This window comes from Fodinibius roseus (assembly GCF_900129315.1).
Lineage (GTDB): Bacteria > Bacteroidota > Rhodothermia > Balneolales > Balneolaceae > Fodinibius > Fodinibius roseus.
Window position 1 is genome coordinate 110,477 of the sequence record NZ_FQUS01000014.1, and the last position, 22,304, is coordinate 132,780.

The window sequence follows — 22,304 nt, forward strand, 5'->3', positions numbered from 1 at the left end:
ATGTACCATTTATTCGTATCCACTTGTTTCTGCTTTTTCAAGCGTGCGTTTGACCAGTCCCCGTAACACCTTGCCGGGACCTACTTCCACAAACGAATCGGCTCCATCCGCATGCATATTTTTTATGGTCTGGGTCCACAATACCGGATTCAACAACTGGTTGAGCACATTTGATCTAATTTCATCCGGGTCCGTAGTGGGCCCGGCGGTGTAGTTGCTATAAATGGGGCAGTGAGGTTCGGTAATCTTCAATCTCCCTAACCATTCTTTCAGCCCGTCATAGGCAGGCTGCATAAGCGATGAATGAAATGCCCCGCTCACCGGAAGCATTTTAGCCAGCCGGCATCCTTCTTCTTTCAATAATGCAACCGCTTTCTCAACCGCCTCCACATTACCGGAAATAACCACCTGCCCGGGGCAGTTATAATTGGCCGCTACAACTTCTTTCTCCACGATTTCCGAGGCACGGCTGCACATTTTTTCCACGACCGAATCATCCATGCCGATCACCGCCGCCATGGTGCCCGAGTTTATTTCCCCGGCCTTCTGCATGAGCTTGCCCCTTTTGCGTACGATCCTCAGGGCCTCCTCAAAGGCAACGGCCCCGCAAGCGACCAAAGCGGAAAACTCCCCGAGGCTGTGTCCGCCCACCATATCCGGGCTTGCATCCAAGGTATTGTACAGCGCTGTCGAGTGGATGAAAATAGCCGGCTGGGTAAACTCGGTTTGCTTCAGTTTCTCAGCCGGACCTTCGAACATGATGGATTTCAAATCGAAACTCAACACTTCATTGCCGCGATCCAGATAACGAGCGAATACATCACTTTCTTCGTAATGATTACGCCCCATCCCAACAAATTGCGAACCTTGTCCGGGAAAAAGATATGCTGTTGCCATTATGTAATCCCCCATTTCATATAAATTGCTCCCCATGTATAGCCGCCGCCAAAGGCAGCAAGAATTAAATTATCGCCATGACGAAGTTCATCTTTCCAGTCATACAGACAGAGGGGGATCGTCGCTGCGGTGGTATTGCCATACTTGTCAATGTTCACCATGACTTTCTCTCGTTCCAGTCCCATGCGGTTTGCGGTCGCGTCAATAATACGCATGTTGGCCTGATGCGGGACCAGCCAGGCCACATCATCAGCGGTCAGTTCATTTGCATCCATAATTTCGGAAACAACATCCGCCATGCCCACCGTAGCCTTTTTAAATACGGCACGGCCATCCTGTTTTATATAATGAAGATGGTTGGCTACGGTTTCTTGCGTAGCGGGGTTTCTGCTACCTCCCGCCGGCTGATACAATGCGCCATCCGTATCGCCCTCCACATGATGTATGTAATCAATAAGTCCCGTTTCGTCCGCTGAGGCTTCCAGCAGTACGGCCCCGGCCCCGTCACCAAACAGAATACAGGTCGATCGGTCTGTATAATCCACAATAGAGCTCATTTTATCGGATCCGATAACCAATATTTTTTCTGCCTGTCCCGATTCGATAAAGTTAGCACCGGTTGAAAGGGCATACAAAAATCCCGAACACGCCGCCGACAGGTCAAATCCGTAAGCATTATGGGCCCCGATATATTCCTGGATGAGGCATGCTGTAGCCGGAAACAAATAATCGGGTGTAACCGTCGCCAGTATAATGAGATCGATCTCTTCGGCCTCTATTCCACGTCGCGCCAATGCTTCTTTAGCCGCTTCCGCCCCCATAAATGCGGTCGCTTTGTCTTCATCCTTTAAAATACGCCGCTCTTCAATACCTGTTCGGCTTCGAATCCATTCATCATTTGTTTCGACCATTTCCTCAAGATCGCTGTTTGTCAGCTTATGCTCAGGCAAATAATGTCCTACAGCTGTAATTCCTGCTCGTTTAATTTCCGCCATGCAAGGGATTATTTAATTGAGAGATGCTACAATTTTTTCATTGATATTGTACTCAATGCATTTGGCTGCATTCAATATCATGTTCTTTATGGCACGCGGGGTGCTGCTGCCGTGTCCTACCATGCTGACCCCATCCACCCCGAGGAAGGGGACCCCTCCCACCCGGTCGGGGTTAAACTCTCTTAGAGACGTTTCCAGCACCTTATTCACCAGCTGTGCTTCTTCACTTCCCATTTCCAACTCCTGAATTCCTCTTTTGATAAAAATCCCCAGAGCGGCGGGAATCGATTCGCCGAACTTAAGAAGAATATTACCCACTAACGCATCACACAAAAAAACATCCGCGCGGGCATTGAAAATATCTCTCCCCTCGACATTACCCACAAAATTGGGGAGCCCTTCAAGCTTCTGAAAAGCCTCTTTCAAGTTATCCGTACCTTTTTCTTCTTCCTCACCGACATTCAGAAGTCCCACTTTGGGATTATCCACCCCCATGATTTCACGGACATATATCGCTCCCATACGGGCAAACTGGGGATACATATCGGGACGTACTTCCAGGTTGGCTCCCACATCCATCACCAGTCGCACCCCCTTAATAGTGGGGAAGATGGCCGCAATAGCCGGACGCGAAACTCCTTTCAGTTTTCCCAGAAGAAAAGTGGACGCAGCCAGCAAGGCTCCGGTATTGCCGCTGCTAACAAAGGCATGGCACTCGCCCGCCCGGTGCATACCGATGCCCGTAACAATCGACGATTTTTGTTTGGTCTTGACGGCCTGAGCCGGTGACTCATCCATTTCTATAATTTCAGGTGCGTGCTGTACCTTTATGCGTTGCCGGTCATAATCATGATTGGCAAGCTCATCACTGACCACATCTTCGGGGCCAACAAGCATGATGGTAAGCTCAGATGTTTCATTAATAGCTTCAATAGCACCCTGTACCGGGCTTTCGGGATAATGATCTCCCCCCGCGGCATCTACAGCAATAACCATGAAAAAGGAATTAGGATAAAATTATTTGTTTACATCTAATACCTGCCGGCCGCGGTAATAACCGCACTCTGTGCAAATATGATGATACTTGTGATATGCGCCACAATTTTGACATTCAGCAAGGGTAGGTTCGGCGATCTTATGATGCGAGCGCCGTTTATTTGTTCGTGAAGATGAATGTCTGCGTTTTGGATGTGCCATTATAAAATTGTAATAGTGTTTCTGTTAATTCTTAAGTTTCTTTAATTTTTCCCACCGGGGATCTATCTGTTCGGTTTCTTCCTCCACTTCTCCATACTTCCTGGTTTCAAATTCCCTGGGATTGCCTTCCTCATCCAAAAATTTGGGATGCAGTTTTTTAATCGGAATATTCAACATGATAGTATCGCGAACTTCCTCTTCGATACTGAGCGTGTTCGACGAAAAGTTAAATCGCCGTACCGCACCCTCCTCGTTTTCTGTCTCTTCCTGTACATCTACTTTAAACAGAACTTCATAGTCGGAAGCTACAGGCTGAATATAGGATTCAAGCGAACGATCACACGTCAGCTCTACCTCTGCATCCACACGAAAATTAACCCGTATAAAGTGAATCGTCCGGTAAAAATGAAGATCGATTTCCGCCCCTTTAAAATCGTAGGGCGACATATCCAGATCTTCGCCGGTAAGCCCGACGGTTCTCCGGCTTTCCCCTTCGGGTATTTCAACTATGTTGAATTCAAGTTTTGACATAACAGTAATAGCTTGCAAAGTTATGAATATTTGGATATATCCGCAATCAATTAAACAACCCAAATAAACGCTGCTCTACCAGTTCTATTATACGGCCCAAATCCTCGTCATTATTCACAAAATCCAGATCATCGGAATTAATAATCAGCTTCTCGTGGGGATACCGTTCGATCCAATCTTCGTACAGCCTGTTCAGGCGTTCCAAATATTCGATGCGAATCGTATTTTCATAATCGCGCCCGCGCTGCTGAATCTGTTCGACCAGGGTCGGTACCTGCGCACGGATATAAATCAACAAGTTGGGCGCCCGGAGGTAGTTTGTCATCTCCTCAAACAGGGCGTGATAGTTGCTGAAGTCACGATCGCTCATGAGTCCCATCTCATACAGGTTTTTAGCAAAAATCTCCACATCCTCGTAGATCGTGCGGTCCTGCACCACCCGTCCCTCCTTCTCAAGCATCTTTTTTTGGTGGCGAAACCGGCTGGACAGAAAATAGATCTGCAGATTGAAGCTCCATCGGCGCATATCCTCATAAAAATCAGCGAGATAGGGGTTGTTATCCACAGATTCATACACCGGTTCCCATCCCAGGTGTTTTGCCAGCAAGCCCGTCAGTGATGACTTACCCGCGCCGATATTCCCGGCAATCGAAATAAACTTGAGATCGTCAGAAGCCGATTTGCCGGCAAGTATGTCGTTATTGTCTTTGCTCATTCCTCTTACTTTTTACCCAGCAATTGATACATTTCTTTCTTATAGAATTCAACACCGGGCTGGTTAAAAGGATTCACCTCCAGGCTATAGCAGTAAACCGCCGTCATCAGCTCATACAAATAAATGAGCTCTCCGAGGTGCTGAGCATTGAGTTGGTCCATAGTCACTGCTATACAGGGTACCCCCCCTTCATGATGGGCCGCAATGGTTCCTTCAAAAGCCCTGCTGTTTATATCATGAAAAGAACGCCCGGCAAGATAATTCAGTCCGTCATGATCTTGCTCCTGTTCTACAACCTCCAGGGTCTTGTCCATCGATCTCACGCACAAAAATGTTTCCATCAGGGTACGCGACCCCTCCTGGACAAACTGTCCCAAACTGTGCAAATCGGTAGAATAGGTCGCTTTTGCCGGAAATATTCCTTTAAGATCTTTTCCCTCGCTTTCCCCCAGCAGCTGTTGCAGCCAACCGCAAAAGGCCTCCAGCTGAGGCTCAAACGTGGTAAAAAGATCAATCGTTTTACCCTGCTCGTAGTGTGCGTGTCTGGTAGCAGCATAGGCAAGGGCCGGCTCAGGATCATTTTCCAGGGCTTCGTATTTTGATACTGCTTCATAAAACAAGCTGCGTATGTCGATACCGGCCACCGCAATGGGCAGGAGTCCCACCGGCGTCAATACCGAAAAACGTCCCCCCACATCCTCAGGGATAACAAATTTTTGATAATTATGCTCGTCAATGAGCTTATTCAAGGCGCCTCCCTCGGCGCTTGTCGTACAAATAATACGATCTTTAATATTTTCATACCGGTTTTTCATCCAGCTACGCAGTATTCGAAATGAGAGTGCCGTCTCCAGGGTGGTCCCCGATTTAGAAATGACGTTCAGATATACGCTTTTGTGTTCACCCTCACTGTCGGGCTCTTCGAGATAGCTGATCAGTTCTCTGAGATACCTGCCGCTCATATGCTGACCGGCATATAAAATCTCTGGACCGCTGTTCCCAAAGAAAGAAGACAAGGCCTCTATGACCGCACGCGATCCCAAATAGGATCCCCCGATACCGCACACAACAAATACATCAGCATCGGCACGGATGGTGTCGGACAGGCTGCCCATCTGTTCCAAAATGGCATCGTTGGGCCCGGCAAGCAGCGTACGCCAGCCAAGCCATTCGGCGCCCTCTCCTTGCTGCTTTTGCACCTGTTTAAAGGCCTCTTCCGCCTTTTTAAAACTTTTATCGAATTCACGGTCTGATAAAAAGGATTGTGCGCGGCTGATATCGACTTCAATCATAGTACGTTAAAAAATTTAGTAATTGCCCGTTGAACTTCTATATTTCCCTAGTTAAATGCTATTGGAAATGACGAAGGTATAAAACCTGAATAATTATTAAATTTCAACTTTTATTTACAGTCTTAATATCAAGCCATATACTATTGGCACATGATTGACACACAACTAAAAGAAGTTACTTCCTTTAAACGAAAGGAGAAAAAGACACTCCGGCAAATTACGCATCCGGTGTCGGATGATCTTTCTGAATTCCGTACTTTCTATAAAAAGGCACTGCGAACGGATGTCTTTGTGCTCGATCAGATTGTGCAATACCTGCTTCGACAGAAGGGAAAAGAGATCCGTCCCACACTCGTATTCATGTCTGCCCGGCTGTTTGGGGATGTCACCCAGCGCAGTTATGTAGCGGCAACAATGATTGAGCTGCTCCATACGGCAACCCTCATCCATGACGATGTTGTTGATGATGCGGAAGTACGACGCGGCTTCCTGAGCATCAACAAAGTGTGGAAAAATAAAGCCAGCGTACTGCTGGGCGACTTCCTCCTCTCAAAAGGCTTGCTTATTGCGCTCGATTATGACGAGTTCAAGCTTCTTAAAGTGCTTTCCAGGGCGGTTAAGAGCATGAGTGAAGGAGAGCTTCGCCAATTCAAGGCAGCACGTCTTTTTAATATGGACGAAGACTATTATTTCAAGGTTATTTCCGAGAAAACGGCCAGCCTTATTGCCGCATGCTGTGAATGCGGTGCCATATCAACCAGCGACGATCCCACTCATCACCAAAAAATGCATGATATCGGGATGTATACGGGCATCGCCTTTCAGATTCGCGACGATCTTTTCGACTACGGCGTCGGGGATATCGGTAAGCCAACACGCAATGACATCCGGGAACGCAAAGTTACCCTCCCCTTCATAAAGGCACTCGACAACGCTACGGTTACGGAAACCATTCGCATCCGGTACCTCATGCGTAAACGGAACAAGAGCCAGTCTGATATTGATAACATCGTTTCTTTTGTGCACGAAAAAGGGGGGATGGAATACGCCCGCTCCATCATGGATAATTATGCCGGCAAAGCACTTTCAAAGCTTTCCACCCTGCCGGAATCCGAAGATCGACAAGCTTTTGAAGATCTTATTGAATTTATTATCAGGCGAAAAAAGTAGCGCTGCAACGGTTACGGATGGATGAATTTACAATATCAGCACCCATTTTATTTATTTCAGATGCCCATTTAGGCGGTTTTTCGGACAGTGAAAATAACCGGATAGAATCTGAACTGATCCAGCTCGTCAATTACTGCAAGCGCAACGATATCCGGCTGGCGGTATTGGGTGATCTTTTTGACTACTGGATGGAATTCCCGGACTATGTCCCCTCCCTGGGCCGCCGGCTCCTTGATCGTTTTGAGGAGTATAATGAGGCCATGGGACCTACGCTCTATATTACCGGCAATCATGACAACTGGACCCGGGGACACCTTTCCGAGCGGGGGTTCCATGTGGTTCCGGAATACGCCCGGATCACCGTGAATGAAAAAAAACTCTTGCTGCTGCATGGCGATGGCTTATCTGATGCGTCGTTCGGGTTGCCGCGCCCTTTTTTACATCGCCTGCTCCGGCATCCGGGCTTTATCAGCCTATACCAGCGGGTGTTAACGCCCGGGATCGGGCTGCAGCTTATGAAATATTTTTCGAAGTTCAACCGTTGGATAAACCGTCCTGAAGATAATCGGCAGGTGCTCAGCGACTGGGCTAAACGACAGTTACGACACTCGGAAATTGATATGATTATATCGGGACACGATCATATCCCGCGCATGAAACATTTTGCCTTCGGAAGCTATATAAATTTGGGTACCTTCTACAACCACCGCACAATGGCGCTTTACAATAATCATTCGGCTGACCTCGTTTCTTGGGAAACGGCGACACAATCCTTACAACCCTTTGATCCAACAATAACGATAGATGAGTAACTCAGATTTTGACAATGAAATGGATCGTTACTTTAACGATCCGGAATATCGCCGAAAAAAAGCAAATGGAGGCGACAAGAATAACGATAACGATTCGATTTTCAACTGGAATATATTGTCAAGCTGGAAGCATGCCGGCAATGACCTCTACAAATGGGGCGGTATTGCGGGCGGTTTATTAATCATCCTTTTCACCGGATTCCTGATTTATCTTTTTTCCGGGCTACCCTCTATCCAGGATCTCGAAAACCCGCAAACCGCCGTCGCTACCGAGGTAAGAAGCCGGGATGGCGTAGTCCTGGACCGGTATTACACCGAGAATCGCTCCTATATATCCTACGAAAACATTTCTCCTCATGTCATCAACGCCCTTATCGCCACCGAAGACCACCGCTTTTACGATCACTGGGGCATTGACGTCATCCGAACACTGGCTGTACCCTGGCACCTGATCAATGGACGCGTGCAGGGCGGGTCCACGATCACCCAGCAGCTGGCACGAAATCTTTATAAAAAAATAGGCCGGGAGTTTTCGGTTATCCGAAAGCTGCGGGAAATGATCACCGCAATAGAAATAGAGGATAACTATACCAAGCGGGAGATCATTGAAATGTATCTCAATACGGTTGAATTTCCCAACAGTGCTTTCGGAATTCAGTCTGCCGCACGCACGCACTACGGCAAGAATGCGCAGGATTTAACCGTCACCGAAGCGGCAACGCTTATCGGCTCCCTCAAAGGGGTATACCTGTACAATCCCCGCATCAATCCTGAAAATGCCACGGCACGGCGGAATACGGTTCTCATGCAGCTTGACAAGCGGGGTTTTCTGAGCGATACCATCGCTACCCGGATGATCAACAAGCCGATTACCCTTGATTATCACCCCCCTTCCAAGACAAGACGGGAAAGCAAGTACTTCGGGCAGTATGTCCGCCAGCAGGTAGACGACTGGGCCGAGGAGAACGGTTATAACCTGGATACCGACGGACTCACGATCTATACAACTATTGATTCGCGCCTGCAAAAGTATGCCCAGCAGGCCGTTGAAACCAAACTCGACTCCCTCCAGATAGTCTTTGAGGATGAATGGACGTCTGCCAATGGAGAATTTATGGATATCCTCTGGAATCGTTACCCCAATTTCCTGGGCAGCCTGATTGAAGAAACCGACCGTTACAAAAACGGATTCTCAAAATACGACACCGACCAGCGTTCGGTCGTCATGGAGAAACTGAAGGCGGACGAGGCTTTTGTGGATTCCGTTATGCGGGCTCGGATGCGCCTGGAGGCTGGCTTTGTGGGAATAGACCCACGCAGTGGACATATTCTGACCTGGATCGGGGGATCGAATTACGGAGATGTACAGTTTGACCACGTCTACCAATCCAAACGACAGACCGGCTCAACCTTTAAACCGTTTGTGTACACCGTAGCCATCGACAACGGCTATATGCCGTATCACAAATTCCCAAACGAACCTCCTGTTTTCAAACAAAAAACCGGGGGAACATGGAGCATCACCAACTACGGCGGGGATACGGGGGGGATGGTCCCGCTGCGGGAGGGACTTGCACGAAGCCTGAATAATGTGACTGTATCACTACTCCCTGAAATTGCGGGGGCGCCCGGTACGAATCAGCTGGAGGACCTGATTCCGGCGGCCCGGAAAATAAAGCAGATGGCCCAGAATATGGGGATCGACATGGAAGGGGTTGAACCCTATCCCTCCATCGCCCTGGGTACGGCCGAAGCTTCACTGCTGGATCTGGTCAGTGCCTATACGACCTTTGCCAACCAGGGCGTACACATCGAACCCCTTGCGGTCACCCGCATTGAAGACAAGGCGGGCAACGTGGTCAAAGAATACCAGGCAGAATCCCAGCAGGAGGTGATAAGCCCGGAAACCGCCTACATTATGCTTGATATGATGCGGGGCGTTATCAACGGGGGCGAAGATTATTACGGCACGGGGGTTCGACTGCGCAATTCCTATAATGTCAAACAGGATATTGCCGGCAAAACGGGGACGACCCAAAATGCGGCGGACACCTGGTTTGTAGGCATGACGCCCCATATTGTCATGGGAGCCTGGGTGGGCGGAGCAGACCGGCGTATTCGCTTTCCCGTGACAAGCCGGACCGGACAGGGAGCCCGTACCGCCCTGCCGATGGTGGGCCAGTTTATCAAACTGGCCTCCTCGGATCCCGAGGCGCCCTGGAGCTACGAACCTTTTGAGCCGCCGGCGGGATTTGTACCCCCACAGGAAGGAACCGGGCAAAATAATGGGACCAATACAGGGACAGGACGTATTGACTGGTAAATAGAGACCTTTGTAAAACCGTTCTTTTGCCCAATCTCTACATTTTCGCGATTTCAAAACCCTCATGTATCGTCTATTCATACACTGCGGTTTTGAAATCACTCAGGCTTTGGTATTGAACAAAACCCCTGGTTTTTCAAAGGTCTCTAACAGTAACTATATCCACGATATATAAATAAAAAAGGCAATCCCTGCTGATTGACATTGCCTCTATAGCGCTTTGCAAAACCATTCGTTTGCCTGATTTCAGGCTTTGATATTGATCACAATTCCTGATTCTTAAAGCACTCTCTCACTTACCATTGGTACTTTGTACTTAAATTCCGGCTCTTACTGGGTAGAAACAGTTACGTCAGAAAAAAGCTTAATGCGGTTTTTGGCCCGCTCAAGTGCTTTCTGAGCACGATCCTGGTCGATATGATCATCGTCTGATTCCAGGCGTTGAAGTGCACGGTTTTTGGCTTCTTTCGCCCGCTCTATATCGATCTCTTCTACCGGTTCTGCTGCTTCCGCCAGCAGGTTCAGGGTATTTTCGACGACCTCAACAAATCCGCCGGTAATGGCGAATCGCTGCTCACCCCCGGTAGCCTTGCGAACCACCACTTCACCCACTTCAAGCGTAGACATGATGTTGGCATGGTGCGTTTTTACTTCAAAACTGCCCATTGTGCCGGGCAGCTTCACCCCTGTCACGTTATCGTCAAAAAGTGAACCTTCAGGCGTAAGTATTTGTGCTCTAAAACTTGTCATATCCTATCCTTATTCTGCAGCTTCTTTTTCTTCAGCCAAAAGCTCTTTGCCTTTTTCTTCCGCCTCTTCAATGGTTCCCACCATATAAAATGCATTTTCAGGCAAGTGGTCGAGTTCGCCCTGCAGAATTTTTTTGAATCCCTTCACGGTGTCGTCGATGTTAATATACTTACCAGGCTGACCTGTAAACTGCTCCGCTACAAAGAAAGGCTGGCTGAGGAAGCGCTGAATACGGCGCGCCCGGGCCACCGTGGTCTTGTCTTCGTCGGAAAGCTCATCCATACCCAGGATGGCAATAATGTCCTGCAGATCTTTGTATTTCTGAAGAATTTCGATGACGCTTTGTGCCGTCTCATAGTGCTCCTCACCCACAATATGCGGGTCCAGTATTCGTGAAGAGGAATCCAGCGGATCCACGGCAGGATAGATACCGATCTGTGTGAGCGCACGGCTCAGTGTCGTTGTAGAATCAAGGTGGGCAAAGGTAGTGGCCGGGGCAGGATCAGTCAAGTCATCAGCAGGAACATAAACCGCCTGAACAGATGTAATAGATCCCTTCTTGGTAGAGGTAATGCGTTCCTGCAGGTCACCCATTTCAGTAGCCAGCGTAGGCTGGTAACCCACAGCCGACGGCATACGTCCGAGTAGCGCCGAAACCTCAGAGCCCGCCTGGGTAAAACGGAAAATATTATCGATAAAGAACAAGATATCCCGACTTACTTCATCACGGAAATACTCGGCAATTGTCAGTCCCGAAAGCGCTACACGAGCACGGGCTCCCGGCGGCTCATTCATCTGTCCGAATACAAAGGTAGCCTTGGACTCCTTGAGCGCGTCTTTATCCACTTCTTCGAGCTCCCAGCTGCCGTTTTCATAAGCCTCCATGAAATCTTCGCCGTAATTAATAATATTGGCTTCCAGCATCTCCCGAAGCAGGTCATTCCCTTCGCGTGTACGCTCGCCAACCCCGGCAAAGACCGACAATCCACCGTGTCCCTTGGCGATATTGTTAATCAACTCCTGAATAAGTACCGTCTTACCGACTCCGGCTCCACCAAACAGGCCCGTTTTCCCCCCTTTGGCGTACGGGCAAAGAAGGTCAATTACTTTGATCCCTGTTTCCAGCATCTCCGTAGATGTTGCCAGCTCATCAAAATCTGGGGCAGGCCGGTGGATCGGGTATTGACGCTCGCCTTTAGGTGCCTCGATTCCGTCAATAGGCTCTCCGACAACATTAAATACGCGTCCCCGAATATCTTCGCCGACCGGCATAGAAATGGGAGCGCCGGTATCAACAACTTCGGTCTTGCGTACCAAACCGTCAGTTGAATCCATCGCAATCGTTCGAACACGATTTTCACCCAGGTGCTGGGCAACCTCCAGATAGAGTTTGGAATTATCTTCTCGTTCAATATAGAGGGCATTTAATACGGGCGGAATTTCTCCCTGGTCAAAGTCGACATCCACAACCGGACCGATAACCTGTGCAATGGTTCCTTTATTCATTATTTATTTTTATAAATGGATTGTAATGAGTTAACAATTGTATTGATGTAGTGATAATTACATTTTTCAAGTCATTATCTTCCATCACTATGGAAGCGGCAAAATTAGGCTTTTTCCGTTGAAAATGAAAGTGTTTAACCAATTTATTTTGCATATAAAGCAGAAATATGGTTAAAAGGCTTTCTGTTCTGACAGAAGAAAAGTATAATGGAGGCTGACGGTGAAAACACAACAGGCAGCAGCTGCGTCGCAATATGCTTGTTTGTATGAACATGAACCGAACCCGCAGAACCTTAACTTTTTATAACATTTAAAAAGGAACATAACACAAACAATAGGAGTTATTGTATATTTGAATGTTAAGCAGCCTTTGAAAACCCAGGTATTTTAGTCAATGTCAACCCCTGAGCGCATTCAAAACCACAGCATATAAAGCATATGAGAGGATTTTGAAGACGCGAAAATGCAGATAGTGGCCAAAAAAACGGTTTTGCAAAAAGCTTCGTTAAAAGATATCATATAGCGGCGTTAGTGTATCAGTATGGCTATATTGCCTGTCAATAACGAGTATCAAGCCTTATGCACGTACTTATACCTTTTTAGAAAGATAAAGAAAGTAACCTAACTACATATTTCAATCAATTTATTGGTGACCATTATGCCAACTTTTATACGCCAGTCGTACTCTGCTATATACAAAGCCGTTGTAATTGGTTTTTTTCTTAGCGTTTCGCTGCCGCTAAGTGCCCAGGATCTTGACGTCCCGTATGTTCCCACCCCCAATGAAGTGGTAGAAAAGATGCTCGACATCGCACAGGTTCAGTCCGATGACTATGTCATAGATCTGGGCTCTGGCGATGGGCGTATCGTCATTGCCGCCGCCAAGCGCGGGGCCTCAGGACACGGTATTGACCTGGATCCCGAGCGCATTGCCGAAGCACGAAAGAATGCACGAAAAGAGAAGGTAGATGACAAAGTACTGTTTAAGGAGCAGGACATCTTCGAAACTGATATTAGCGAAGCCTCCGTTATTACGATGTACCTGTTGCCGTCGGTTAACAAAAAGTTACGGCCGACATTGCTTGATGAGCTTCAGCCCGGAACCCGCATTGTATCTCACAGTTTTGATATGGGCGACTGGGAGCCTGACCGGGAAGTAACGCTGTCGTCAGAGAATACCAACCGGACGCACACCATTTATTATTGGGTCATTCCGGCCAAAGTTGACGGCAGCTGGAACTGGTCCGTTAACGGGAAAAACTTCAACATGCAGGTTGATCAACAATATCAAAATATGACGGTATCCCTGTCGGACGAAAACGGAACCTCCTATGATATCCGGGAAAAAGAGCTGGAGGGAGACCGCATATCGTTCCGGGCTGTGGATGGAGACCAGCATTATATCTATAGCGGCCGCGTAGATGGGGATACGGTCGAAGGAACCGTGCAGCATCACACGTCCGACGACAAGACGGTCTCGTCGTGGACAGCCACACATCAATAATGAACATCAAACAGATATAAACGGGGACTTTGGACACCCGCATCCGCATGCTTTGAATGTATTTCCGGGTATGCTACGCGAAACGGCTTAGCAGGATCGCCCGAACACGCCACGGTTGTAAAAGTTCGGCCGAATTCCTCACAGGATCGTAGCTTTGCAAAGTCCTGCAGAAATAAATATTCCTCAACTGAGGCTCTGAAACAGCTATGGAAAATACCGACCGCGGCCGACCGCGACCGACTTTCAATAATCTAAGCGCGGCCGCAGTTATCATCGGTATAGTAGTCGGTATCGGCATCTTCCGTTTGCCGTCGATGGTGGCTCAGAATGCCTCTACCGAGCTGCACTACCTGGGGTTCTGGCTGGCCGGGGGACTCATATCCATTATCGGGGCACTCTGCTACGCGGAGCTGGCCTCAAACAAGCCGGATGCCGGCGGGGAATACCATTTTCTGACGGAGGCCTACGGTCCGGCCGTAGGCTTCCTGTTTTCATGGGGACGAATGTCCGTCATTCAAACGGGCGCCATTGCCCTTACAGCTTTTATCCTGGGCGATTATGCCACGACTATTTATCCCCTCGGGCCCTACAGCTCGTCGGTTTATGCCGCGCTTACTATTATTACGCTGACGGGATTGAATATTTGGGGGACACAGCCCTCCAAAAATACCCAGGGCCTCTTAACATCCCTCATCGTCATGGTACTCGTTGTAGCGGGGACGGCGGGACTGATCCACGAACCAGCCACGGACGTTGCTCCGTTATCGGGCGATGTAACCAGTTCAGCCGGTGCAGCCATGATTTTCGTACTGTTAACCTATGGCGGGTGGAATGAAGGCGTCTACCTCTCGGCAGAGCTCAAGAACGTGAGAAAAAATATGACCCGCGTCTTACTGCTCGCTATCACAACCATCACCTTCCTGTACTTGCTGATCAATGCGGCATATATTCAGATTTTGGGATTGGAGACCCTCAGAAATTCCGATATTATCGGTGTTGAATTAAGCAATCGCATTATCGGCTCCGGAGGCGCCCTTGTCATGGCTCTAATCGTCATTGTTTCGGCCTTGTCAACGGCTAATGCCACCATCATTACCGGTGCACGGACAAACTACGCGATGGGACGCGATTTTTCGCTCCTTCGATTTCTGGGCCGGTGGAATAAAACGGCCAATGCCCCGATCAATGCCTTGTTACTGCAGGGGGGAATTGCCCTCGGACTGGTCGGACTGGGGAGCTTCACCCAGGAGGCTGTTTCTACGATGGTCGATTATACGGCCCCCGTGTTCTGGTTTTTTATTCTGCTCACGACCGGTTCTCTCTTTATCTTCAGGACAAATTCAGACAAAAAAGATGACCGCTCGTTCAGCGTTCCCCTCTATCCCCTGACTCCGATCATTTTTATGCTTATTTGCCTTTACCTGCTCTATTCAAGCGTCGTTTTTACCGGCACAGGAGCCCTGGTCGGTATCGGCATTTTGCTACTCGGATTACCCCTTTATTACGTCGCACAACGCAATCAAAAGTGAAGATTGCTACATTCTCGGTATTTCGTCCGAATTTCGTGATTCTTCATTAGCAACTCCCCTCCTAAAACTGTATTTTTTGCAATCTTAGTCAGCCTGTCACTTAAACTGAAATGGCTGCTTTTTAAATAGTCAACCTTATTTGTCAGCGGTATACAGCACAAAGGTTACGGCCTGCTACTGTCACTGAAAAGTTTAATCTAAAATTGAATATTGCATTGGATACTGAAGCAACTGCCCGTTCTGTCAGCGTAGAAATATTAATACATTTTGATGAACATAATATCCTTGATTATTCAGTTGCCAACAAGCTTGACGCCCGTGGCCGCGCTGAGGTACGCGAATATGTACAAAATATTTTAAGACGCCGCTCATATCTCGACTTTCTGATCGATGAATTTTCGAATGTCAAGATCGGGGAAATGAAACCCGTATTAAAAAATATTCTCCGGCTGGGTATCTACGACATGATTTTCATGGACAGTACCCCCGATTATGCAGCCATCAACGAATCGGTAGAGATTGCCAAACTCAAACTGGGCTCGCGCACCGGAGACCTGACCAATGCCATTATGCGCAACCTGCAGCGGGATATTGAAAACCTTCCCAAGCCCTCGTTTGAGGATCGAACCAAACTGGTTGCCACAACATTTTCTCACCCGGAATGGTTGGTCGAACGGTGGACCCGGCGCTTTGGTGAGCGCGAAGCCTTTCAGTTGATGCAGGCCAATAACCAGCGTCCCACTTATTACGTACGAGCCAACAACCTGCGCACCAAAACCGAAAACTTCAAACTCCGCATGACCAAGAAGGATATTCCGTTCACGGAAAGCGAGTGGCTGCCCGGCTATTTCCAGGTGGACAGCGTCGCTCCCTTTATTACCAGGGGCTGGCTCGACAAAGGGTTTTGTCAGATCCAGGATATTGCGGCGGGGTTTGCCCCTTTTCTGCTGGATCCCGAGCCCGGCGAGGAAATTTATGATCTCTGTGCAGCTCCCGGCACAAAAAGCGTACTCATGTCGGACCTGATGAACGCCGAAGGAAGTATCCTGGCAGTGGACATCTCATCCGAACGGCTTGACCGACTGGCTGAAAGTGCCCTCTCCTATCACGCTGAAAACATTCGCGTGCGGCGGGCCGACGTAACAGAACTTACACTCGACGAAGCGGACGGCGTGCTGCTGGATGCTCCCTGTACCGGTACGGGCGTGCTGAGCAAGCGCGCGGATCTCCGCTGGCGGCGCGATGAAGAAAGCCTGAACAACGCTGTTGAACTGCAGAAGAAGCTTTTGGATTCCGCTTCCAGGATGGTAAAAAAAGGCGGACGCCTTGTATACAGTACCTGCTCGCTCGAAGAGGAAGAAAACATGGAGCAGGTGATGAATTTCCTCGACCGGCATGAACATTTTGAGCTACAGACCGTGGAAGGCTACCTGCCCGACGAGGTGATGGTAGACGGCGGATTCGGCTACCAGACATTTCCCCACAAGCATCGCTGCGACGGACACTTTGGCGTGCTGATGAAGCGGGTAAAATAGACAAAACCGGATGAGTTGTCTCGGTTATTGGCTATGCGCCAGGTGTTAACCACAACTTTTTATGGACCGATATACACAACCTATTTGGTCAAATTCCGTACTTTTGACCATTGATATGCAGGAAGATTTTAGCCGGGTACACGGGGCCTCATATATTGAGGAAACTGAAAAAATCATACCTGAAATATCAAAACTTGTCCATTATTATCGCCGCAAACATCGGCCTATTATTCATATAGTAAGACTATATAATCCAGATGGATCAAATGTTGATATATGCAGGAAAAAATCGATAAAAAACGGAGCACAAATTGTCACTCCACATTCAAGAGGTGCAGAACTTGTTAGTGAGATAAAGCCTGATAAATCAGTCAAGTTAGATGCAAAATTGTTGCTGCAATCAAACCCGCAAAAGTTGGCAGCCAATGAATGGGTGATATATAAACCACGCTGGGGTGCTTTTTACAACACGAGATTAGATTTATTTTTACAAGACCTAAATACTTCAACGATTGTCGTTTCGGGGTGTAATTTCCCTAATTGTCCCCGCACAACTATTTATGAAGCAAGCGAAAGAGATTATCGCACGGTCCTTGTAAAGGATGCTACTTCTGGTCTATATCCAAAAGGAGAAAAAGAGCTTCGAAATATTGGCGTTGCTATTTACCAAACAAATGAAATTGTATCCGATCAAGAATAAAATGTGTGGTGTAACCCCTTTACAAGGAAAAAGTCATGCTCAAAAACTTTTTTGGAAACCGTTAGTTTCATGTTACCCGGGGAAGATATAAAGTCTGCATATGTACAAGATCCTCAAATGACAACCGAAGCTAAGTTGAGAAGCCAGCTATATACAGTACATTCCAGAATAGCCCTGCGCTTTCTCCTTAGACTGTTATGCCCACATAAAATCTTCTCAAAATGTTATATGGCCAAGTTCAGCCGGGATGCCACTTCCCGAAAAAGCGTCGGAGCTGGTGATCTCATTCAAGAAAAAAGGAGCCCCGGTGTATGCCGAGGAGCAGGACGATGAAGATCGCCCCCGGCACATGCAGCGTGGAGATGTAAAACAGGTGGAGCGAAGATCAGACGTAGCTATAAAAATTTCGGCTGGCGCCGAGACCCTTTTAGAAGAAAATTATTCGCCTAAAGGTATATTTCGAAGAGGGTACAGCAGCGGTCTTATTAATATTCCCCTTGATCCGGGCAGTCATACGGTAAATGCCCAGATAGGCGATGTGACGGAAAATGGAGTTGAATGGCAGCAAAGTGACGAGAAAACCCTGGAAATCAAGAAGGGGGAGAGAATAGTCCTCAAGTTTGATGAGCAAGATGGTTTCCATTGGTATTTCTGAAATAAATTAAATTTGCCGACCGGACCAATCATCCTGGTTCTCTACGATGACGGAATTCGATGAACTTTTAAATATCTAAATCTGTGAGTAGTCACAAAATATGGCCCCCGGCACTTACTCTCTCCTGTCCGGGTGGAAATAGAGCGTGACGGGTTTACCCTTGGATTCGCTCAGCGTGTAGTAGCCGTTTCCCCCGGGAACCAATGCGATGGCCTCTTCCTGCGGACCGGTCCCATAGGAGAGTTCTCTGGGGGTGCCGGCCAGCATCTCCGGAATAGACTGGTTGGGCTTTCGATGCCATATGAATATCCTGGGCAGCGTTTTCAGCAGGAGGACCTGCCCGTCGGTCGATAAATCACCACCCGCGAACCGGCTGAACGGCAGCTTGCCCACAAATTCCACGGTATCGGTCTTTTCAGTGGATTGCGGGTATGGGTACCGGTAAACCCGGTCCTGTCTCTCCTGACGAGTGACGATATACAGATCCCGGGTCGATGGATCGATAAACAGCGTTTCGGCATCGTGACTTCCGTCCGGATAGACGAAGCGGAGTGCATCTACGCCGGACAGCTTTTCGCCCTCAGGTCCCCCGCCCTGCCCGCTGCGGATATCCGGCTGTTTTAGCCGATAAATGACATAACTGGAGTAAAAGGTATAGTTATCGCCGATATCGCCAATGTATAAATAATGGGTATCCGGGTCGGGACCCGGTCCCACTGCAAGATCCTCCCAGTCTCGGTTGGTAGCCCCTTCCAAATGGTATTCCGCCCGGAAGCGCCCATCCTTCTGGATTAAAAAGATCCGGGCTTCATCCCCGCTGTCGTTGTGGGTCCACAATAAATGGGAATGGTCCGGATTGACTGCCAGTCCCGATGCCTCGTCAATTTCCCCGTTGTCGACCCGGCCCAATGCCATCGCCCGCCCGTAACTGTCGTCCGCTTCTACCTGAACCTGGCGAACATCGCCTCCTTCCTTTTGACCATTCGGGGAACACCCCAGAACAAAGAAAAAAAGCATTATAAAAGATGCGGCGGCAAAGGTGGAAAACCTTCGGGATAAAAGCAAGGACACAGAAATCAGGATTGGATTTTTACATTTCGTTTCAGATGGCACGCTGTAAATGATTCATTAGACAAGGTATACTGGATTGCGCCCATAATGTTCTCAAAAAAACGGCCCGATGCTTGTCACAGGGAGATTTTTCAGTCCGGTGCTTTTACCTGTTTCCCGCGACCGCGGCCTGTGCCATAGCCGCCCGCTTCAAAGACTGATCGAACTAATCCCATTCTATTAGAAATCGCTCTACATCTTCCCTCCTTTTTCGTATCTTCCCATCCCATTTAAAACCAATGTAAACACCTAAAGCGCATACACTGATTTTGGACAGATCGACGGCCTTACAGGACATTCCCAAACATTTTGATCCCGGCAGCGTTGAAGAAAAATGGTATGATTTCTGGAAAGAGAACGGTTTTTTCCATTCTGAGCCCGACGACCGTGAATCATATACCGTTGTCATCCCTCCTCCGAATGTGACGGGCGTGCTGCATATGGGACACATGCTCAATAATACCATCCAGGATGTGCTGGTGCGCCGCGCCCGCATGCGGGGCAAAAATGCCTGCTGGGTGCCCGGCACCGACCACGCGTCCATCGCTACCGAAGCCAAGGTGGTACAAAAATTGCGAAAGGAAGGCATCACCAAAGCGGACCTGACCCGCGAGGAATTCCTGGAACATGCCTGGGAATGGACGGAAGAGCACGGCGGTATTATCCTGCAGCAGCTCCAAAAATTAGGAGCCTCCTGCGACTGGGAACGCACGCGCTTTACCCTGGAGGATGACCTGTACGAATCGGTCATCGACTGTTTTATTGAGCTGTACAACCGGGGCTACATCTACCGCGGCAAACGGATGATCAACTGGGACCCTGAGGCACAGACCGCGCTGTCGGACGAAGAGGTCATCCACCGCGAGGAGCAGTCGAAACTGTACCATGTGCGCTACCGGATAAAGAACAGCGATCGCTGGGTGACCATTGCCACCACACGTCCCGAAACCATCCTGGCCGATACGGGTGTCTGTGTGAACCCGGGGGACGAACGTTACCGGGAGCTGATCGGCGAAACAGCAATCATCCCGATGGTGGAACGCGAGGTGCCGGTTATAGCAGATGATTATGTGGATATGGAGTATGGGACCGGCTGCCTGAAAATTACGCCGGCCCATGACGAGAACGATTACCAAATCGGACAGAAGCATGATCTCGAGATTATCGACATGCTGAAACCGGATGGCACGCTGAGCGAAACGGCTGAATACTATGTCGGTGAAGATCGTTTCAAGGCCCGTGAACTCATCATAGCGGATTTACAAGAACGGAACCAGCTGGTCGACGTGGAGGAAATGACCAACAAGGTGGGGTACTCGGAACGCACGGATGCCGTCATCGAGCCTCGCCTGTCGCTGCAGTGGTTCTGCCGGATGGATAAATTGTCCAGGCCGGCCCATGAAAACGTGATGAATGACACTATTCAGTTTTACCCGGCAAAATTCAAAAATTCGTATAACCACTGGATGGAGAACATCCGTGACTGGTGCATCTCCCGTCAGCTGTGGTGGGGACAGCGTATCCCGGCATGGTACTATGGAGACGGCAGGGATGATTACGTTATTGCCCGGACGAAGGAAGAAGCGCTGGAAAAAGCGCGGGAAAAAACGGGCGATCCCTCCCTGGCCGGCAGTGATATCCACCAGGATGAGGATGTCCTCGACACCTGGTTTTCTTCCTGGCTCTGGCCGATTACCGTTTTTGACGGGATCCGGGAGCCCGACAACGAAGAGATTAACTATTACTATCCCACGGACGACCTGGTAACGGCCCCGGAGATCATGTTTTTCTGGGTCGCCCGAATGATCATTGCCGGTTACGAGTTTCGCGGCGAAAAGCCATTCAGCAATGTCTATTACACCGGTATCGTCCGCGACAGCCAGCGCCGCAAGATGTCGAAATCGCTGGGCAACTCCCCCGATCCCATCAAGCTTATGGAAGAGTATGGGGCCGACGGGGTACGCGTGGGTATGCTGTTCTCCTCGCCGGCCGGCAACGACCTGCTTTTTGAGGAACAGCTGTGCGAGCAGGGCCGCAATTTTGCAAACAAGATCTGGAATGCGTTCCGCTTTCTGTCTATGAATAAACAGGAGGACACTGAATATTCCCGGGACCTTGATATTGACAAGACCAACCTTGTTGACCGCTGGATGCTCTCCCGCCTGCATGAAACCATCGCAGGAATCAATAAAGATATGGAGTCATTCCGCATCAATGAGGCGTTGCATAAAATATATTCGCTGATATGGGATGATTTCTGCGACTGGTACATCGAGCTGATCAAAGCGGATGAGCCGGGCACCGACATCCCTGAACAGCGCCTGGCACGGGGACTCAATTTCTTCGAGGAGCTGATGAAACTACTCCACCCGTTTATGCCGTTTATAACAGAGGAGGTATGGCAGCATATTCGTCCCCGCAAAACCGAAGAGGCGATGATCGTTGCCTCCTGGCCCGCTTTTGACCAGTCGGCGGTCTCAGCCGAAGATCAGGCCCTGTTCTCAAAGATCCAGCGCATCATTTCCGCGGTCCGCAATATTCGCGCCGAGTTTAAGCTGAGTCCCAACGACAACATCGACCTGCTGATCAGCGCCGGCGATGAACAGACGGCCAGGGCTCTCAGGAATAATGAATGGATTTTCCAAAAGCTGCAACATATCGATACCCTTGAAATCAGGGTCGATTTGGCAAAGCCGGAGACCTCCGCATCAGCCGTTGTGGAAGGGACAGAAATTTTTGTCCCCCTGAAGGGATTTGTTGATCTTGATAAAGAGCGAGAACGCATCCGGAAAGAGATCGATCGCCTGCAAGGCTTCCTCAAATCGATTGAAGGAAAGCTTAACAACGACGGCTTTGTCAATAATGCTCCCGAAGAAGTAGTACAGCGCGAACGGGATAAAAAGGCCGACACGGAAACGAACCTGGAGAAGCTCCGGGGAATTTTAAGAGAACTGGAATAATATCTACTTATATACGTCACCATTTCTATAGCAAGGTGAATAAGTACTGATCCGGCTCATCAGGCATCCACCCTTGTTGCAGGAATTCAACCATTGCGAGGATCAGAATGACTTCGATGAGCC

Annotated in this window: 19 protein-coding genes; 9 read left to right on the plus strand and 10 right to left on the minus strand. The window is 48.9% G+C overall.

Features of this window, described 5'->3' with window-relative positions; genetic code table 11:
- Positions 1-9: 9 nt before the first annotated feature.
- Genes fabD through BUB16_RS13560 form a run of 7 tightly spaced genes read right to left on the minus strand, consistent with a single transcriptional unit; the run spans position 10 to position 5,627 of the window.
- Positions 10-897, minus strand: coding sequence for an ACP S-malonyltransferase (gene fabD / locus BUB16_RS13530; RefSeq protein WP_073065323.1), 888 nt, complete (start codon positions 895-897; stop codon positions 10-12).
- Entirely contained in the window at positions 897-1,892 is a 996-nt protein-coding gene (locus tag BUB16_RS13535; protein WP_073065326.1) for a beta-ketoacyl-ACP synthase III, read from the minus strand. The genes fabD and BUB16_RS13535 overlap by 1 nt, the downstream gene beginning before the upstream one ends.
- Positions 1,893-1,904: 12 nt before the next feature.
- Positions 1,905-2,888 (minus strand): phosphate acyltransferase PlsX, encoded by a 984-nt coding sequence (plsX, locus tag BUB16_RS13540; RefSeq protein ID WP_073065329.1) that lies wholly within the window; start codon positions 2,886-2,888, stop codon positions 1,905-1,907.
- Between the two features lie 21 nt (positions 2,889-2,909).
- Positions 2,910-3,089, minus strand: coding sequence for a 50S ribosomal protein L32 (gene rpmF, locus BUB16_RS13545; RefSeq protein ID WP_073065333.1), 180 nt, complete (start codon positions 3,087-3,089; stop codon positions 2,910-2,912).
- 24 nt (positions 3,090-3,113) lie between these two features.
- Positions 3,114-3,620 (minus strand): YceD family protein, encoded by a 507-nt coding sequence (locus BUB16_RS13550; RefSeq protein ID WP_073065336.1) that lies wholly within the window; start codon positions 3,618-3,620, stop codon positions 3,114-3,116.
- A 46-nt stretch (positions 3,621-3,666) separates the two neighbouring features.
- On the minus strand, positions 3,667-4,335 hold the full coding sequence (locus BUB16_RS13555) for a deoxynucleoside kinase (RefSeq protein ID WP_073065339.1): 669 nt from the start codon (positions 4,333-4,335) through the stop codon (positions 3,667-3,669).
- A 5-nt stretch (positions 4,336-4,340) separates the two neighbouring features.
- Positions 4,341-5,627 carry a glucose-6-phosphate isomerase gene (locus tag BUB16_RS13560; RefSeq protein ID WP_073065342.1) on the minus strand — a complete coding sequence of 429 codons (1,287 nt, stop codon included), beginning with the start codon at positions 5,625-5,627 and terminating at the stop codon, positions 4,341-4,343.
- A gap of 150 nt (positions 5,628-5,777) precedes the next feature.
- Between BUB16_RS13560 and BUB16_RS13565 the strand changes: the two genes are divergently transcribed.
- From BUB16_RS13565 to BUB16_RS13575, 3 genes are read left to right on the plus strand one after another with little or no spacing between them, the layout of a single operon-like run.
- A complete protein-coding gene (locus BUB16_RS13565) occupies positions 5,778-6,797 on the plus strand; it encodes a polyprenyl synthetase family protein (RefSeq protein ID WP_073065345.1) in 1,020 nt (339 codons plus the stop codon).
- A gap of 17 nt (positions 6,798-6,814) precedes the next feature.
- Positions 6,815-7,609 carry a UDP-2,3-diacylglucosamine diphosphatase gene (locus BUB16_RS13570; RefSeq protein ID WP_073065348.1) on the plus strand — a complete coding sequence of 265 codons (795 nt, stop codon included), beginning with the start codon at positions 6,815-6,817 and terminating at the stop codon, positions 7,607-7,609.
- Positions 7,602-9,932: a penicillin-binding protein 1A gene (locus tag BUB16_RS13575; protein ID WP_073065351.1), complete on the plus strand. Its 2,331-nt coding sequence runs from the start codon at positions 7,602-7,604 to the stop codon at positions 9,930-9,932. Before BUB16_RS13570 ends, BUB16_RS13575 begins: the two co-directional genes overlap by 8 nt.
- A gap of 330 nt (positions 9,933-10,262) precedes the next feature.
- On the opposite strand, the gene atpC is transcribed toward BUB16_RS13575, so the two are convergent.
- Positions 10,263-10,682, minus strand: a complete 420-nt coding sequence (gene atpC, locus BUB16_RS13580; protein WP_073065354.1) for an ATP synthase F1 subunit epsilon — start codon at positions 10,680-10,682, stop codon at positions 10,263-10,265.
- Between the two features lie 9 nt (positions 10,683-10,691).
- Complete coding sequence (gene atpD / locus BUB16_RS13585; protein WP_073065357.1) at positions 10,692-12,191, minus strand: F0F1 ATP synthase subunit beta; 1,500 nt, start codon at positions 12,189-12,191, stop codon at positions 10,692-10,694.
- A 655-nt stretch (positions 12,192-12,846) separates the two neighbouring features.
- Between atpD and BUB16_RS13590 the strand changes: the two genes are divergently transcribed.
- The 5 genes from BUB16_RS13590 to BUB16_RS13610 all read left to right on the plus strand — a co-directional run bounded on the left by BUB16_RS13590 (position 12,847) and on the right by BUB16_RS13610 (position 18,111).
- Entirely contained in the window at positions 12,847-13,692 is an 846-nt protein-coding gene (locus BUB16_RS13590; protein ID WP_073065360.1) for a class I SAM-dependent methyltransferase, read from the plus strand.
- Between the two features lie 206 nt (positions 13,693-13,898).
- Complete coding sequence (locus BUB16_RS13595; RefSeq protein WP_073065362.1) at positions 13,899-15,221, plus strand: APC family permease; 1,323 nt, start codon at positions 13,899-13,901, stop codon at positions 15,219-15,221.
- 215 nt (positions 15,222-15,436) lie between these two features.
- Entirely contained in the window at positions 15,437-16,756 is a 1,320-nt protein-coding gene (gene rsmB / locus BUB16_RS13600; protein WP_073065425.1) for a 16S rRNA (cytosine(967)-C(5))-methyltransferase RsmB, read from the plus strand.
- A gap of 61 nt (positions 16,757-16,817) precedes the next feature.
- A complete protein-coding gene (locus tag BUB16_RS13605; RefSeq protein WP_073065365.1) occupies positions 16,818-17,456 on the plus strand; it encodes a cysteine hydrolase family protein in 639 nt (212 codons plus the stop codon).
- Between the two features lie 247 nt (positions 17,457-17,703).
- Positions 17,704-18,111, plus strand: coding sequence for a hypothetical protein (locus BUB16_RS13610; RefSeq protein WP_073065367.1), 408 nt, complete (start codon positions 17,704-17,706; stop codon positions 18,109-18,111).
- Between the two features lie 114 nt (positions 18,112-18,225).
- On the opposite strand, the gene BUB16_RS13615 is transcribed toward BUB16_RS13610, so the two are convergent.
- Positions 18,226-19,128, minus strand: coding sequence for a hypothetical protein (locus tag BUB16_RS13615; protein WP_170864395.1), 903 nt, complete (start codon positions 19,126-19,128; stop codon positions 18,226-18,228).
- A gap of 362 nt (positions 19,129-19,490) precedes the next feature.
- Here BUB16_RS13615 and BUB16_RS13620 point away from each other — a divergent pair, with 362 nt between their 5' ends.
- Positions 19,491-22,181 (plus strand): valine--tRNA ligase, encoded by a 2,691-nt coding sequence (locus tag BUB16_RS13620; RefSeq protein ID WP_211483178.1) that lies wholly within the window; start codon positions 19,491-19,493, stop codon positions 22,179-22,181.
- Positions 22,182-22,304: the final 123 nt, after the last annotated feature.

What these genes read in the sequence shown, in the direction of transcription:
- fabD (WP_073065323.1), bottom strand. Translation starts at nt 897, where the DNA reads ATGGCAACAGCATATCTTTTTCCCGGACAAGGTTCGCAATTTGTTGGG.
- BUB16_RS13535 (WP_073065326.1), bottom strand. Translation starts at nt 1,892, where the DNA reads ATGGCGGAAATTAAACGAGCAGGAATTACAGCTGTAGGACATTATTTG.
- plsX (WP_073065329.1), bottom strand. Translation starts at nt 2,888, where the DNA reads ATGGTTATTGCTGTAGATGCCGCGGGGGGAGATCATTATCCCGAAAGC.
- rpmF (WP_073065333.1), bottom strand. Translation starts at nt 3,089, where the DNA reads ATGGCACATCCAAAACGCAGACATTCATCTTCACGAACAAATAAACGG.
- BUB16_RS13550 (WP_073065336.1), bottom strand. Translation starts at nt 3,620, where the DNA reads ATGTCAAAACTTGAATTCAACATAGTTGAAATACCCGAAGGGGAAAGC.
- BUB16_RS13555 (WP_073065339.1), bottom strand. Translation starts at nt 4,335, where the DNA reads ATGAGCAAAGACAATAACGACATACTTGCCGGCAAATCGGCTTCTGAC.
- BUB16_RS13560 (WP_073065342.1), bottom strand. Translation starts at nt 5,627, where the DNA reads ATGATTGAAGTCGATATCAGCCGCGCACAATCCTTTTTATCAGACCGT.
- BUB16_RS13565 (WP_073065345.1), top strand. Translation starts at nt 5,778, where the DNA reads ATGATTGACACACAACTAAAAGAAGTTACTTCCTTTAAACGAAAGGAG.
- BUB16_RS13570 (WP_073065348.1), top strand. Translation starts at nt 6,815, where the DNA reads ATGGATGAATTTACAATATCAGCACCCATTTTATTTATTTCAGATGCC.
- BUB16_RS13575 (WP_073065351.1), top strand. Translation starts at nt 7,602, where the DNA reads ATGAGTAACTCAGATTTTGACAATGAAATGGATCGTTACTTTAACGAT.
- atpC (WP_073065354.1), bottom strand. Translation starts at nt 10,682, where the DNA reads ATGACAAGTTTTAGAGCACAAATACTTACGCCTGAAGGTTCACTTTTT.
- BUB16_RS13590 (WP_073065360.1), top strand. Translation starts at nt 12,847, where the DNA reads ATGCCAACTTTTATACGCCAGTCGTACTCTGCTATATACAAAGCCGTT.
- BUB16_RS13595 (WP_073065362.1), top strand. Translation starts at nt 13,899, where the DNA reads ATGGAAAATACCGACCGCGGCCGACCGCGACCGACTTTCAATAATCTA.
- BUB16_RS13605 (WP_073065365.1), top strand. Translation starts at nt 16,818, where the DNA reads ATGGACCGATATACACAACCTATTTGGTCAAATTCCGTACTTTTGACC.
- BUB16_RS13610 (WP_073065367.1), top strand. Translation starts at nt 17,704, where the DNA reads ATGCCACTTCCCGAAAAAGCGTCGGAGCTGGTGATCTCATTCAAGAAA.
- BUB16_RS13615 (WP_170864395.1), bottom strand. Translation starts at nt 19,128, where the DNA reads ATGCTTTTTTTCTTTGTTCTGGGGTGTTCCCCGAATGGTCAAAAGGAA.